Origin of the sequence: Vitiosangium sp. GDMCC 1.1324, from assembly GCF_003044305.1 — a bacterium.
Lineage (GTDB): Bacteria > Myxococcota > Myxococcia > Myxococcales > Myxococcaceae > Archangium.
The window spans coordinates 484,859-498,412 of sequence record NZ_PZOX01000003.1 but is presented as its reverse complement, the minus strand read 5'-3'; the positions used below and the strand labels follow the sequence as shown (position 1 = coordinate 498,412).

Below are 13,554 nucleotides of genomic sequence, written 5' to 3'. Positions count from 1 at the left end.
CGGAGCCTCAGGGGCCCGGAGGCAGCGCGCAGGCGCTCCGGTAGCGGACCTCGATGGTCTGGCCCGTCTTGGGGATCGCCTCGGACTGGAAGACGACCGCGTTGTGGGCGGCGTCATATGTCCACTGGTCCTCCGGGAGTGTCGTGCCCTGGACTCGCACGGACATCTCCGCCGTGCCGTTGGGGAGGGTGCTGAGGGTGAAGTCCGCTTGGGGCCCATTCGCGCGCTGCAGCAGCTTGTCCAGGAAGGAGCCGTAGTCACCCTGGCAGAGCGAGTTCACCTCGCCGCCCGTGCGCCGGGCCACGGAGGCGAAGCGCGGTCCCGGCGGGCCGGCGGTGGTGCAGCTCTCGTCGGTGGGCACCAGCGCGTAGAGCTGGGTGCGGTGGGCCATGCCAGTGCCCTTGAGGGCCTGGAGGAACTGCACGTAGCTCTCCGGGTCGAAGCCCGAGTGGTCATCCTCGTCGGACAGCACCACCACCGCGAGCCGGGCCGTGGGGCGCAGGAAGCCCAGGTTGCCGTCGTTGGGCTGCGGGGTGCGCGGGTCATCCCCGCTGGTGGCCAGGGGCGAGGAGAGCGCCTGGCGCATCGTCTCGAGGCCCTGCACCAGGTTGTGGCACAGGCCCACGTCATTGATGTTGGCCTGCACGGTCTGCGCCGCCGTGGGCGAGGCGCTGGAGATGGCGCGGGCGCGGCGGCCATCCACCGGGACGAGCCGTCCCGCGTCGCCGCCCCCAGACGGGCCCGCGCACAGGGGCGAGCGGGAGGCCAGGCCCGTGCTGGTGACGCCCAGCCGCAGGTCCACTCCAGCCTGCCGCGCACGCTCCACCCAGCCGGGCAGGGCCGCCTTCAGCCGCGCCTGGAAGGGCTCCATGGTGGTGGTGTTGGACACCACGAAGAGGACGTCCAGCTGGCTGTCCGTGCCCTGGATGAAGCGGTCGAGCTGGAGGCCCTCGTGGTTCGTCTCCGCCAGCAGGGGGACGAGCAGTGGGTTCGCTTCGTGGTCCGCGGAGATGAAGAAGGGGCTGTAGTGCTGGCCGTGCACGTTGCGCGCGTAGGTGAACTCCAGCTCGAAGCCCTCGCCGGGGGCCAGCGTGCGCGGCAGGGCCAGCGGCGTCACCAGCCGGTACTGGTCGCTGGTGCCCGTGCCGATGTGGGCGTCGTCCACGGTGATGGGCACGGCGCACTGGTTGGAGACGAGCGTGCGCCGCGGCATGGGCGAGCAGTCGTAGCGGATGGGCCCGAAGTCCACATAGGGCGGCGCCGCCACCAGACAGCTCGACTGAGACACGCCTCGGAGAGGCAGGGTCACCGTCGGGTAGGTGGGGTTGTTCACCGTCATCTTCAGCTCGCCCTGGAACTCGCCGGGCGCCTGGGGCCGGAAGGCGATCATGGCGCTGAAGGCCGAGTCGTACGGCACCACGCCGCCCGCGAGCTTCCCGCCCGGCATGAAGAAGGCGCCTCCGCCGTCGTTGGACAGGTGGATGTCCTTCACCGCGCACTCGGCGCGGCCGGGGTTGCGGAAGTAGAAGCCCAGCACGGCGCCGTGGCCCGGCTCCACGTTGCCGAAGTCCAGCATCGGCTGGGGCTTGAGCTCGTAGACGCAGGGGCCGGTGGCGCGCGCGCGGCCGGTGAGGACGATGGTGCGCTCGGGGGTGAAGAGATCATCCGAGACGAGCACCAGCGTGGCCTGCCAGTTCCCCGGGTCCTTGGGCTCGAAGTACACCGTCAGGTCCAACGCGTCCGTGCCTGGCGCGATGGGAATGTTGTCGGCTTCCAGCGCCGGCCAGGCGGTGCCGGCCTTCCACGCATAGGGCTGCTTGCCTCGCATGGGCTCGTCCACCGAGAAGTGGGCCGCGTCCCCGGTGCCCCGTACGCCCAGGAAGTACAGGTTGCCATTGCTGCCGCCATTGGAGATGCGGATGACCTGGCCCACCTTGCCACCCGCGGGCAGCTCGCCGAAGTCCAGCGCCACCGGAGCCACCGCGAGCGTGGGCCGGCCGCCGCGAGCGTCGAGAATCACCTGCGACTGGCGCGGCTTGTCCGACTCATAGCCCACCGTGAGCATGCCCATGTTGGGCCCCGAGTAGCGCGCCGCGAACTGCAGGGGCACATCCACCCGCTCCCCTGGCTGGACCTCCAGCGCGCGCACCGGGCTCAGCGGCGTGAAGGCCCGGTCGCTGGTGCTCAGCCCCATGATGGTGACCGGCCTCCAGGTGATGTTGCGCGCGCGCGTGAAGGACTTCGTGCTCTCGTGCACCGGAATCAAATCGAAGGGCACCGGCTCGGGATCGAAGACGAAGGCGCTCGCCACCGAGCGGCCGGCGAGCTCCGCCATCGTCGGGGTGCAGGTGGGGCAGGCCCTCACCTCCACCTGCGCGCGCATGTCCCCCAGGTCCTTGGGCAGGTACTTCGTCTCCACCTGGCGCGTGCTGAGCGGCGGCACGGTGATGGTGTCCGTGCTGAAGGCATCCGCCGCCGGGCCCTTCACCGTCACCATGAGCGGCAGATCCACCGGGTTGGTGATGGTGAGGCGCAGCGTGCGCTCGCTGTCCACCTCCAGCGTCTCGAAGTCCAACAGGGCCGGAGACACCTGGATGGGGGACGGGACGCCCTGTCCCCGCACCCTCACGGTGTGCTCTCGGCCCGAGTTGGCGTCCGTGGTGACGTGGACCGTCTCCTCCAGGGCGCCCTCGACGAGCGGGTGGAAGCGCACGTGCACCAGCTTCTCGTCGCCGGGCATCACCCGCCCCTCGCCATCGAAGGAGATTTCGTACGAGGGGTCTCCCTTCAGCCCCAGCGCCTCCAGGGCGTGGAAGGGCACGTAGCCCACGTTGCGCAGGCGCACGATCTTCTCGCGCCATTCGCCCACGGGCACCTCGCCAAAGTCGAGTGCGTCCGCGTCCACCGCCGCCTTGGCCTGCACCGAGCGGGTATTGCCCGGCTCGTGGCACGCGGCCAGAAGTCCCGCCAGCAGTGACAGCCAGATGATCCGCCTGCCGCCCAGCCCCGTTGTCATCGCCCGTTCTCGCCTCGAACCCATCCGGCTCGTCCTTAATCAAGACGCGTACCAACCGCGTGTCGACTGAGAGCCCAATGAAAACAGGGGGTTGGCGAATACTCGGAGGTGGGATGCGAACGGAGGGAACCCGCTTGCCCTGAAGGGTGAAGGAGTTTTCCTGGCTTGCCTGGGACGCGGGCGGACTAGGGAGTCGGAGCGATGAGCTCGCGCAGCACGCGAGCCACGGCCTCGGGTTGCTCCAGGTGGACGTGGTGCCCGCCGGGGACGGTGACGAGGGGCCGCAGCGTGCGCAGGGCGGCGAGCCGCTCCCGGGTCCGCTCGCCATCGAAGCGCAAGCCCTCGCTGCCGAGGATCAGCTGCATGGGGCAGGTGACGGCGGAGGAGATGGCGAGCCACTGGGCCTCGTCGTAGCCGGAGCCGAAGCGGCGGCGGTGGACGGGATCGAACGTGAAGACGAAGCCGTCCTCCACGGGCTCGGTGCCGTGACGGGCCATGTGGAGCGCGACGTGCTCTGGCAGCGCGGTGTTGTCGCGCAGGCGGGCGGCGGCGGCCTCCACACTGGGGTAGCGCTTGCGGTTGGGCGCGCGCTCCTGGTCCTCGAGGAAGCCGCGCAGCCGCGCGAGCGCGTTCTCGGGAGGGCCGCCCGAGGGCCCGAGGCTCTCGATGAGGTTGACGCTGAGGACGCGCGAGGGCCGCGCGGCGGCGTACGCGGTGGCGACGATGCCGCCCAGCGAGTGGCCGACGAGGTGCACCGCCTCCTGCCCCGTGGCGCGCACCACCGCATCCACGTCCACCAGGTAGTCGGAGAACTGGTAGTGGGCGTGGCTCGGGAGCCAGGTGCTGCGGCCCATGCCTCGGAAGTCGAGCAGCAGCAGGCGCCAGGAGTCCGGCAGGTGCTCGGCGACGAAGTCGAAGCTGTGAGAGTGGTCCAACCAGCCGTGCAGGAAGACGACGGTGGGCGTGCCCGCGGCATTGTGCTGGCGCACGTGGAGGGCCAGGCCGTGGGCGTCGATGGTCAACGACTCGAAGAAAGGTGGCAACGGCGGCTCCTGAAGGACCCGGAACACACTCACGAGTCCCTTCGCTTAACGCGATCCGCCGTTGCCTGGAACCTTCGAGTACTGCTCAAGCCTGGGGCTGGACTGGCTCCACCGGCGCCGTGGCGGCGAGCACCAGGGCGAGCTGCCTGGCCTGGCCCTCGGTGGTGCAACGGTACTCCTGCACCTTTCCGTTGGCCTTTTGCAGGCGAAGAATCCAGACATCGGCTTCCTTGGATACAACTGGACGAACTTGCGACATGGCTGCCTCCTTGAGGGCTGCCCTTCCCCCGCTTGCTCTCCAAGCATGCGCCGTGCCGACGTCCAGGTTTGGTCACTACCCAAGGAATCCGGGGATTTGGCGCATCCCCGTGCCTACTGGAGTGACAAATCTTGCGGGGACAAGTGACAAAACGTGCGTGTAGGTCTGCACCTTTTGCGGAGTTCCCGAGGACAACCGTTCAAGTTCTCACACTTCTGGCGCACAGAGGGGAGTGTCCATGTCGGGCTTGGTCCCGGGCGGCGCGGTCCTTGCCGCCCTCCGGGGTGGACTTGGGGCCGCGTGTGGTGGCATCTCCCACCCTACGGCTTGCGCGCCACCAGGTTGCGGCTGCGCATCACATGGAGGTCCTTGGGCGCCGGGGCGCCGTAGCGGGCCGCCCAGTCCAGGCCGCCCCTGTCGCGGAGGACCTCGAGCCCGGCGGACTCCACCTCGCGCGTCATGGTCTCGCGGGTGCGATCGCCAATCAGGGGCTCCTTCGCGTACCGGGCGAGCCATCGCAGGGCGTTCTCCCGCCGTTGGTCGTCGCTCGGCTCGCGGTAGTTCACGACGAGCCGGCTCCCGGACGCGGAGAGCTCGTTCACGCCCTGGAGCGTGGTGGCGATGGCCTGGTCCGTCAGGTACATGGTGACGCCTTCCCAGACCCACATCGTGGGAATGGATCGGTCGAAGCCGGACTCCAGGAGCCGTTGCGTCAGACGCTGGTGCTCGAAATCCACGGAGACATAGGTGAGCCGGTGGGCCGTCACGGGCAGGCCGCGCGTGCGTGCGCGCTTGTCCGCCTGGGTGGCGGGGTGATCCACCTCGAAGGCGGAGACGCCCGCGAGCTCCGGCATGCGGTGGACGCGCCCGTCGAGCCCCGCGCCCAGGATGACGAGCTGCCGGCATCCCTGGGCCACCGCTTCATGGATCTCCTCGTCGATGTGGAGCGTGCGCAGCGGGAGGATGTCCACCAGGTGTGAGAAGGCGCTCTTCGCCTTCTCCTGCCCGATGAGCCGGGGCACCTTCCGGAGGCCCGCGTGTATCGCGGACCAGGGGAAGGGCAGCAGCCTGGCCGCGGTGGGATCCACGAACGAGGGCACACTGCTCAATCCGTCGTGGGCGAGCGCTCGGAGAAAGGTGACCAGGACAGAGCTCTGACTGGGGCGGCGGGCATCCATGGGGCGGTGAGTCTACGCGCGAAGCCCGGACGCGCGTCGCGGGGAACTTCAGCGTGCCTGGGACACCGGAGGCGTGTTCGCCTGCGTCAGGCCCTTCATGGCGGCCGGGTAGCGCTCTCCCGCGGCGACGCCCCGGGGCGCGATGGCCTCGATGTCGGCGAGGTCCTGCGCGGTGAGCTTCACGTCGAGCGCTCCCAGGTTTTCGTCCAGGTACTTGCGCCGCTTGGTGCCCGGGATGGGAACGAGATTCTCACCCTGGGCGAGCACCCAGGCGAGCGCGAGCTGCGCCGGCGAGCACTGCTTGCGCCGGGCGAGCTGCTCGATGTGCTCCACCAGCTTCAGGTTGCGCTGGAAGTTCTCCCCTTGGAAGCGCGGGGAGTGGCGGCGGTAGTCGTCCTGCTCCAGGTCCTCGAAGCGCTTGATCTGCCCGGTGAGGAAGCCCCGGCCCAGCGGGCTGTAGGGCACGAAGCCCACGCCCAGCTCGCGGCAGGCCTGGAGCACGCCGTCCTCCGGGTCTCGGCTCCACAGCGAGTACTCGCTCTGCAGCGCGGCGATGGGGTGCACGGCGCACGCGCGGCGCAGCGTGTCCGCGTTCACCTCGGACAGCCCGAGGTAGCGCACCTTGCCCTGCTTCACCAGCTCCGCCATGGCGCCCACCGTCTCCTCGATGGGCGTCTTCGAGTCCGGACGGTGCAGGTAGTACAGGTCGATGACGTCCACGCCCAGCCGCCGCAGGCTGGCCTCGCACGACTGCTTCACGTACGCGGGGCTGCCGTTGACGCCGCGCGACTGCGGATCCTTCGGGTCCCGGACGATGCCGAACTTCGTGGCCAGCACCAGCTTCGCGCGGTGTGGGCGCAGCACCCGGCCCACCAGCTCCTCGTTGCGTCCCATGCCGTAGACGTCCGCGGTGTCGAAGAAGGTGATGCCCCGGTCCAGCGCGTGCAGCAGCGTGGCCTCCGACTCCGCGTCATCCCGCCCGGCGTAGAAATCGGACATGCCCATGCAGCCCAGGCCCATGGCCGAGACGGTGAGCCCCTGCTTCCCCAGCTTTCGAGTCTCCATGCTCCAGCTCTCCCGCGGTGACCTTCGCGTTCACGACAACGTGTGCACTCCGCCCGGGACGCGGGCAGGCTCCCGCTCCAGGCAGTAGCGTTCCATCGGCCGGGGTATTTCCCCGGACCCGGGCGGGCTGAGCCGCTCGGGTGGGTCCTTTACTGTTCTCACATATGAGAAATGTCAAGTCGAGTTCGAGTGGAGAGGGAGCGACGGAGCTGGAGGCGGCGGAGTCCTCGAGGTTGGGGGCGCGCATCCGGGAGCTGCGGCAGGAGCAGGGGCTGACACTGGAGGCGCTGGCGGAGCGCTCCGGGGTGAGCCGGGCGATGATCTCCAAGGTGGAGCGGGGGACGAACAACCCCACGCTGGTGGTGGCGGTGCGCATGGCACAGGGGCTGGGGGTGGGGCTGTCGGAGCTGCTCTCGCCCCCGAGGCCGAAGCAGACGCGGTTGCTGCTGCCTCCCGCGCAGCAGCCCACGTTCCGCGACGAGGAGAGTGGCGTGGTGCGGCAGCTCCTGTCGCCCCAATTCGAGACGCGGGGCGTGGAGTTCGTCCGCTTCACGCTGCCCGCGCACGCCTCGACGGGAGAGCTGCCGGGCAAGGGCGCGCCGGTGGGCAAGCACTTGGCCGTGGAGAAAGGCACGCTGCGCATCGACTTCCCGGACGGGAGCGTCACGGTGGAGGCGCAGGACGCCTTCTACTTCGAGGCGGACGCGCCCCATGCCTTCGTCAATGCCGGACGCGGCGTGTGCGTGTACTACGTCGCCATGGCGCGCGGGCCGGGTTAGAGGCGTCCGGTCCGCAAGGCCGTCGACCAGTCCCTCCGGTCCCTCGCCTCGGCGAGCCGCGCCGCCCGTTCCCAGTCGTAGACCACGCTGAGGAACTCGGTCGCCCAGCCCTCCGCTGTGCGCTCGATGAGCGCGTAGCGGGCGTGCGGAGAGCCCACTTCAACCCGGTGCGGATGGGGAAGGTCGTCTTCGTAGGCCTGGAGGCCGACGCTGCCCGGATTGACGATGGTCCGGCCGTCTCGCAGGCGTACGGCACGTGGAATGTGGGTGTGTCCGCAGAGGATGAGCGAAGCCGTGCAGTCACCGGCCCGCTCCTCGATGAGCGCCGCGGGGGCCGGTTCGCAGCCCTCGGTGGTGAGCTGCTCCAGGAAGTAGGTCAGATCATCGCCGGGCGTGCCGTGACAGAGGAACACCTCGTCGGAGAGCCAGAGTGTCGGCGGCAGGCTGGATATCCAGTCGCGCTGATCGGGCCGGAGCGATTGCGCGGTGTGGCGATCCGATGGGCCTATGCGCTCGAGGTCGGGCCCGAGGAGCTGCCGCTCATGGTTGCCGCGGATCGTTGGCAGCCCGAGGCTCATCAACAGGTCCGCCGTCTCGCGCGGCTGGAGCGGACCCGACACGATGTCCCCGAGGTTGACGATCACGTCGGCCCCGCGCCGATCGATGTCGGCCAGCACGGCCTCAAGGGCCTCCACGTTGCCATGAATGTCGGAGACGGCGGCGATCTTCATCGCCGCGGACATTACAATCCGCGCTCTCGAGCCGCACGACGAAGCAGAGGCCCACCAGGGGCGGGGGACGCCCTACTTCTTCTCTCGCAGGGCCGCGAGGACCTCGCGTGCGGCGGCCGCGGACGAGGCCGGGTTCTGGCCGGTGATCAGCCGCCCATCGCGCACGGCGAAGCTGCCCCACATGGGCCCGCGCTCGTAGCGGGCGCCCAGCTCGCGCAGCCGCGTCTCCAGCGGGAAGGGCACCACCTTGTCGAGCTTCACCGCCTGCTCCTCCTCATCGGAGAAGGCCGCCACGCGCTTGCCCGCCACGAGTGGACGCCCATCCGAGCCCTTCACTCCGACCAGCGCCGCAGGCCCGTGGCAGACCGCCGCGACCACCGCGCCCCGCTCGTATGCGCTCGCGAGCAGCCGGTGGAGCGGGGCATGCGTTGCCAGGTCCCACATCACCCCGTGCCCGCCCACCACGAAGTAGGCGTCGTACCGGTCCTTCACCTGCTCCAGCACGAGCGTGTGCTCGAGTTTCTTCACCGCCTGGGCGTCGGCCAGGAAGGCCCGCGTGGCCTCGGATGTCTCCTTCGTGCTGCGCGGATCCGCGGGAGCGTGTCCGCCGCGCGGGGACGCGATGTCCACCTGCAAACCCGCCGCGGTGAACTCCTGGTAGGGCGCGGCGAGTTCCTCCAGCCAGAAACCCGTGCGCTCCTGGGTCGTCCCCATCTGATCATGGCTGGTGACGATCAGCAGGATCTTCAATGCCGTCAGTGCATTCATCGCTCTCGCTCCTCGAATCAGCCTGTCCCGTCATGGGGGGCCTTGGTGCGAAGAGAGGTAGCGCTTGCGCTTGCTGAAGAAAACCGAGGGTGTCTTCACATAATGTGTAGCCATGCTTGGCAATCATGAAGTGCTGTGGACGCTGTGGGAGGTGAGCCGAGCGGGGACCTACGCGGCCGCGGCGGCCCGGTTGGGCATCACGCCTTCGGCGGTGGGACAGCAGCTCAAGGCACTGGAGCAGAGCCTGGGCGTGGCGCTGTTCGAACGAGTGGGCCGCCGGGCCCGGCTCACACCCATTGGCGAGGCGCTGATTGCCCGGCTGGGCGAGCACCTTCCCGCGTTGGATGCGGCGCTCGAGGAGGCGGCTGAATCCGAGCGCGCGGTGCGGGGCGAGGTGTCCGTGGGAGGCCCGTGGCCCTTCTGCCGTTTCTGGCTGCGCCCGCGCCTGCCTCTGCTGCTGGAGCGTCACCCGGACCTTCGCTTGAGCGTACGCTTCGAGGTGGCGAGTCTGCTCACCCGCGGGTTGTTGGGCGGAGAGCTGGACCTGGCCATCGTCGGCACCCTGCCTGAGGCGCCGGGGCTGGAGGTGCGGCCGATTGCCCACGAGGAGTTCGTCGCCGTGGCCGCTCGGAGCTACCTGCGGCGGCACGGTACGCCTCGCTCGGCACGAGACTTCGCCGCTCACCGCTTCATCGTCTTCGACGCTGACCTGGCGATGCTCGGCCCGTGGTGGCGCGCGGCCTTCGGCCCGAAGGAACCCCTGCCCACCCAGGTGGTGTGCCGCATCACCAACCTCGACGAGATGCTGGCGCTCGCGGAGGCCGGAGCGGGCATCACGGTGTTGCCCGACTACCTGGTGGCGCCCGCCGTGCGCGCCGAGCGGGTCGTGGCGCTGAAGCCGGAGTCCGGGCGCCGCTCGCTGCGTCACCCTCGCGGCACCATCTGGCTGGCGTGGCGCCGGGCCGCGGCTCCCACCGCGCGCTTCGTCGCGGTGCGCGACTGGCTCCTGGAAGGCGCGGCCGCGACCTGATGCCGCGGCTCAGGAAGCGTCGGTGGGGTCGGGCCACTCCCAGGCGGAGCGGTAGCCGCTGCCTTCCTGGGTGGACTCGATGAAGCGCGCGTAGAAGGGGTGGCCGCTGAGGGTGGCCGAGTCCCCCACGGCGAAGAGGTGCCGGCGGGCGCGGGTGAGGGCCACGTTCATGCGGCGCAGGTCCGAGAGGAAGCCGATCTGCTGCTCGGAGTTGGAGCGGGTGAGGGAGACGAGGATGGCGTCCTTCTCGCGGCCCTGGAAGGCGTCCACGGTGTCCACCTCCACGTCGGGAGAGAGCTGCTCCACACGCTCGCGCAGGGCGTGGGCCTGGGCACGGTAGGGGGTGATGACGGCGAGCTCACGGGGCTCGAGACCGGCGGCGAGCAGCTCCTTCACCCGGGCGACGACGAGGTCCGCCTCGCCGATGTTGAAGAGACTGCCGGTGTCCTTCTCCAGCTCCTCCTCGAAGCCCTTGCCGGCGGTGTCGAGGAAGAGGACAGGTGGGGCGTCCAGGTTGGGGCTCGGAGGCAGCACGTCCGCGAGCGTCCGGTCCGCCACGCTGGGGTGGGCGCGCAGCTCGCCGCCATACATCTCCTTCGAGGGGAAGGACATGATGGGGGTGTTCATCCGGTACTGCTCGCGGAGCATGCGCTTGACACCCTCGCCGTGGTCCGCGAGCAGGCGCTCGAAGAGGCTGACGGCGAGCCCCTGCTTCGCGGCTTCCGGAGAGAGGACGGTGGGAGGGAGCTGCTGCGGATCTCCGGCGAGCACCACCTTGGGGGCGCGCAGGAAGCCGAGCAGGGCGAGTGGCTCGGTGGCCTGGGTGGCCTCATCGAGCAGGGCGAGGTCGAACTCCTCGCCGGAGAGCACACCGGACTCGAGACTGGCGAGCGTCACGCAGACGACCTGGGCGCGCTCGAGCACGCCACGCAGGGCCTTGCGCTCGAGGGCGCGGGCCTCGTCGAGGAGGCTCTTGGCCTCGGTGGTGGAGGCGCGGGCGTTGGAGAAGCGCTCGCGGCTGCGGCCCTGGGTGCGCTGGCGGCGGGCATAGCCGAGCAGGGAGAAGGCCTCGTCGAAGAGCTCTCGGGAGAGCACGCGGTCGGGGTGCTCCTCCACCACGAGGTCCAGGGTGTGCTCCTGGAGGCGCGGGGTGACGCGGGCGGGGTGGCCGACGCGGATGGCGCGCAGACCCTTGTCGAGACAGAGGTCGGTGAGGTGGTCCACGGCGGCGTTGCTGGCGGCGGTGCACAGCAGGCGCTGACCACGGGAGACGGCCTGGGCGGCGACCTCGGCGAGCACGGTGCTCTTGCCGGTGCCGGGAGGGCCGTGGACGAGGAAGAAGTCCTCGGCGGCGAGGGCCCGGGTGACGGCGTCATGCTGCTCGGGGTTGAGGTGACGGGTGGGGGAGAACTCGCGGAGGGAGTCGAAGCGGGGCGGCTCGTTGCCCAGGAGCACCTCGCGCTTGTGGCGGGCGGCGCCCTTGTCGAGCGCCTTTACGCGAGAGAGGCCAGCGCGGACACGCTCGTAGGTGACGTCGTTGGGGACGCGGTCGAGGCGGAGCAGACCCTCGTGGACGAAGGGAGGGGGCTCGCGGTCGAAGGCGAGCTGGACGCGGGTGGCGGTGGCGCGGGAGACGAGTGCACGAGCGGGCTCCTTGATTTCGGAGCGGCGGGGGAAGACGGCGACCTGGTCGCCGTTGTCGAGGCGGGCGGGGAAGCGAGCCCTGTCCTTGCGGGCGAGCGTCACCAGGACGCGGCCGCCGAGGCCGACTTCCTCCTCGACGCTCTCCAGGTCGAGGAAGGAGAGCCCCTGCTCGGCACGCTGCTGGAGGGACATGCCCTCGGCGAGGGCTTCCATGCGGGCGCGCTCGGCCTCGCGCTCGAGGGAGAGGAGGCGGCCAAGGGAGTCGAAGAAGGAGACGTCGCGAGACATGGGGGAGGTTTATGCCACGCGGCGGCCCCCTGCATGCCTGGAGTGTGGGGCCGGGCGCTCGCCAGGCGACGGTGGCGGGGACGCACGAGCGTCATGGACACCTCTTGGTCCACGTTTTTCAGTCTTGCTGTGGCCGTTCGGCTTCAACCTCGTCATTGACTGCGTAACCATCAGCCATTGACAGTGGATACAGAGCGCGACGCCGGACGTTGGCGTGGTTGACCGCGAGGTGGAACTCACCCGCAATCAGCACCCATGCGCGATCAGGGGGCTCGGTTTGCGCTTCCAGCCATGCCTCGGCCGACTCTCGGTTGGTGAAGGAGGCCATGGCGACGGGAGCCACATCCTGTACGAGCTCCGCGAGGTAGTACTCCATGGCGGGCCACGGTATGACCTTGCGGTGGTTGATGTCGCGGAGATAGACGGCCTGATGGTACTGGTCGTCAATCAGCACCAGGGCCCTGCTGGGTGGCTCGGGAACCTGCTCCAGCCAGACCGCTGCCTCTTCCCGCGTGCCAAATGCAGCGACGACGTGCGGTGGGGAACCGGCTTCGAGTCTCCGCATATGCTCACCCAAGGCGTCGAGCCCGCCGGTCGAGACGATGTACTCCACCGCATCCAGGATGATGCGAAGTGGTCCCTGTTCGTTGGATGTCCCTGGATCGGCCAGCAATTGATTGAAAAAGCCCTGGGTTCTGGCCAGGAGCTCTCGGAGGTTCGCGCTGCCAGTTCCGGCCTGCCTTGGGCTGCCTGGGACATGGCTCTGGCGAAAATCCTCGAACCGGTAATCCTGGCCGGTCGCGGATATGAACGAGAGGGTGTAGCCCGTGCACTCCAGGATTCTTGCTCGCTCGGGGGATTGCTTCTCCTTCCAGAGTCTCCCGATGAGCAGTTGGGCCTCGAGAATGGCGTCTTGGGTCGGCATCAAAGCCTCTCGTCCTTCAGGGCATCAGGTGGCGCGGCCTCGAGTCCGCTCGTCAGCAGAATCGCTGCTGCGGGAGCGAGGATGAGGAGACCGGGCCCTCCGAATGCCAGAAAGGCGACCCCTGCGATGATGATCGTGGTGCCGGCGAGGATTTCCTTGCGGTGTTGCTTCGCCCATTCAATGGCTGGATCAATCGCATCGAAACGTTGCGCTTCCATTTCGCGTAGTTGGCAGCAGTCGTTGTAGGGCTGGATGCACTTTCTGTTGCACCACTCCGCCTTGCCTCCTGCTTTGCGTGGAATCTTGATGCCGCCATAGCCAGGAGGAAGGGGGCGTTTCATACAATCTTGATAGCACGCATGGAGCTCGGCCTCACAATCGCGCGTGAATGTGACGAGAAGGACGCTCCCTGCATCTCTTTTTCTACCTGCTCGGTACGAGTATTGCGACAAGTCCATGTCCTGTACTGACCGCCACTCATGGGAGGTCTGCCCATCTGGATTTTCCTTGATGATGAGTACGTACTCCGCCAGATCTTGCGGTCCGGATGGACCCGCTAGGGTGGGGCGAGTGGCGCTACACGACATCTGCAAAAGACAGAGGCTCAGCGCCATATGCTTTTGTAGGATGGACTTGGTAGCCATGTGGACAGCCTAGTCTCCTGCTGATGTGGGCTCGGGATCCACTCTGCATCCAGCGTTCACATCCTGACAAAAGGCAGATATGTCTCGAAGAGAGGCACCTTCGAATGTGGTGGAGCCACCCGTTCTGGCAAGCAAATCCTCCAATGCTGAGTCCGCTATAGGAATACTGAACTCCAAAGCATCG

12 protein-coding genes are annotated in these 13,554 nt (G+C 68.7%); 2 read left to right on the top strand and 10 right to left on the bottom strand.

Annotated elements, in window-relative coordinates; all coding sequences use genetic code 11:
- Positions 1-7: 7 nt before the first annotated feature.
- The 5 genes from DAT35_RS10575 to DAT35_RS10560 all read right to left on the bottom strand — a co-directional run bounded on the left by DAT35_RS10575 (position 8) and on the right by DAT35_RS10560 (position 6,561).
- Positions 8-3,016 carry a hypothetical protein gene (locus tag DAT35_RS10575; RefSeq protein ID WP_108066815.1) on the bottom strand — a complete coding sequence of 1,003 codons (3,009 nt, stop codon included), beginning with the start codon at positions 3,014-3,016 and terminating at the stop codon, positions 8-10.
- Positions 3,017-3,201: 185 nt separating this feature from the next.
- Positions 3,202-4,059 carry an alpha/beta fold hydrolase gene (locus DAT35_RS10570; protein WP_108066814.1) on the bottom strand — a complete coding sequence of 286 codons (858 nt, stop codon included), beginning with the start codon at positions 4,057-4,059 and terminating at the stop codon, positions 3,202-3,204.
- 85 nt (positions 4,060-4,144) lie between these two features.
- Positions 4,145-4,318 carry a hypothetical protein gene (locus DAT35_RS59850; protein ID WP_199242860.1) on the bottom strand — a complete coding sequence of 58 codons (174 nt, stop codon included), beginning with the start codon at positions 4,316-4,318 and terminating at the stop codon, positions 4,145-4,147.
- A 320-nt stretch (positions 4,319-4,638) separates the two neighbouring features.
- Entirely contained in the window at positions 4,639-5,496 is an 858-nt protein-coding gene (locus DAT35_RS10565) for an SAM-dependent methyltransferase (RefSeq protein WP_108066813.1), read from the bottom strand.
- A gap of 48 nt (positions 5,497-5,544) precedes the next feature.
- The gene (locus tag DAT35_RS10560) at positions 5,545-6,561 is read right to left on the bottom strand and encodes an aldo/keto reductase (protein WP_108066812.1); all 1,017 of its coding nucleotides are present in this window, start codon (positions 6,559-6,561) and stop codon (positions 5,545-5,547) included.
- Positions 6,562-6,725: 164 nt separating this feature from the next.
- On the opposite strand from DAT35_RS10560, the gene DAT35_RS10555 reads away from it, so the two are divergent.
- Positions 6,726-7,340 (top strand): helix-turn-helix domain-containing protein, encoded by a 615-nt coding sequence (locus DAT35_RS10555; protein ID WP_108066811.1) that lies wholly within the window; start codon positions 6,726-6,728, stop codon positions 7,338-7,340.
- Here DAT35_RS10555 and DAT35_RS10550 read toward each other — a convergent pair.
- Both DAT35_RS10550 and DAT35_RS10545 read right to left on the bottom strand, forming a co-directional pair.
- Positions 7,337-8,083 (bottom strand): metallophosphoesterase, encoded by a 747-nt coding sequence (locus DAT35_RS10550; protein WP_233261403.1) that lies wholly within the window; start codon positions 8,081-8,083, stop codon positions 7,337-7,339. The two genes, DAT35_RS10555 and DAT35_RS10550, sit on opposite strands and share 4 nt — an antisense overlap.
- 60 nt (positions 8,084-8,143) lie before the next feature.
- Positions 8,144-8,839 (bottom strand): type 1 glutamine amidotransferase domain-containing protein, encoded by a 696-nt coding sequence (locus DAT35_RS10545; RefSeq protein ID WP_108066810.1) that lies wholly within the window; start codon positions 8,837-8,839, stop codon positions 8,144-8,146.
- A 112-nt stretch (positions 8,840-8,951) separates the two neighbouring features.
- Between DAT35_RS10545 and DAT35_RS10540 the strand changes: the two genes are divergently transcribed.
- Positions 8,952-9,869 carry a LysR family transcriptional regulator gene (locus tag DAT35_RS10540; RefSeq protein ID WP_108066809.1) on the top strand — a complete coding sequence of 306 codons (918 nt, stop codon included), beginning with the start codon at positions 8,952-8,954 and terminating at the stop codon, positions 9,867-9,869.
- A gap of 9 nt (positions 9,870-9,878) precedes the next feature.
- Here DAT35_RS10540 and DAT35_RS10535 read toward each other — a convergent pair whose 3' ends face one another.
- The 3 genes from DAT35_RS10535 to DAT35_RS60625 all read right to left on the bottom strand — a co-directional run bounded on the left by DAT35_RS10535 (position 9,879) and on the right by DAT35_RS60625 (position 13,370).
- Positions 9,879-11,801 (bottom strand): AAA domain-containing protein, encoded by a 1,923-nt coding sequence (locus DAT35_RS10535; RefSeq protein ID WP_108066808.1) that lies wholly within the window; start codon positions 11,799-11,801, stop codon positions 9,879-9,881.
- A gap of 118 nt (positions 11,802-11,919) precedes the next feature.
- On the bottom strand, positions 11,920-12,726 hold the full coding sequence (locus DAT35_RS10530; protein ID WP_108066807.1) for a hypothetical protein: 807 nt from the start codon (positions 12,724-12,726) through the stop codon (positions 11,920-11,922).
- A complete protein-coding gene (locus DAT35_RS60625) occupies positions 12,726-13,370 on the bottom strand; it encodes a hypothetical protein (protein ID WP_233261402.1) in 645 nt (214 codons plus the stop codon). The genes DAT35_RS10530 and DAT35_RS60625 overlap by 1 nt, the downstream gene beginning before the upstream one ends.
- Positions 13,371-13,554: the final 184 nt, after the last annotated feature.

Bases quoted from the DNA above. Each gene is read 5' to 3' on its own strand.
- DAT35_RS59850 (WP_199242860.1), bottom strand. From the start codon at position 4,318: ATGTCGCAAGTTCGTCCAGTTGTATCCAAGGAAGCCGATGTCTGGATT.
- DAT35_RS10555 (WP_108066811.1), top strand. From the start codon at position 6,726: ATGAGAAATGTCAAGTCGAGTTCGAGTGGAGAGGGAGCGACGGAGCTG.
- DAT35_RS10545 (WP_108066810.1), bottom strand. From the start codon at position 8,839: ATGAATGCACTGACGGCATTGAAGATCCTGCTGATCGTCACCAGCCAT.
- DAT35_RS10565 (WP_108066813.1), bottom strand. From the start codon at position 5,496: ATGGATGCCCGCCGCCCCAGTCAGAGCTCTGTCCTGGTCACCTTTCTC.
- DAT35_RS60625 (WP_233261402.1), bottom strand. From the start codon at position 13,370: ATGGCTACCAAGTCCATCCTACAAAAGCATATGGCGCTGAGCCTCTGT.
- DAT35_RS10540 (WP_108066809.1), top strand. From the start codon at position 8,952: ATGCTTGGCAATCATGAAGTGCTGTGGACGCTGTGGGAGGTGAGCCGA.
- DAT35_RS10530 (WP_108066807.1), bottom strand. From the start codon at position 12,726: ATGCCGACCCAAGACGCCATTCTCGAGGCCCAACTGCTCATCGGGAGA.
- DAT35_RS10535 (WP_108066808.1), bottom strand. From the start codon at position 11,801: ATGTCTCGCGACGTCTCCTTCTTCGACTCCCTTGGCCGCCTCCTCTCC.
- DAT35_RS10550 (WP_233261403.1), bottom strand. From the start codon at position 8,083: ATGTCCGCGGCGATGAAGATCGCCGCCGTCTCCGACATTCATGGCAAC.
- DAT35_RS10560 (WP_108066812.1), bottom strand. From the start codon at position 6,561: ATGGAGACTCGAAAGCTGGGGAAGCAGGGGCTCACCGTCTCGGCCATG.
- DAT35_RS10575 (WP_108066815.1), bottom strand. From the start codon at position 3,016: ATGACAACGGGGCTGGGCGGCAGGCGGATCATCTGGCTGTCACTGCTG.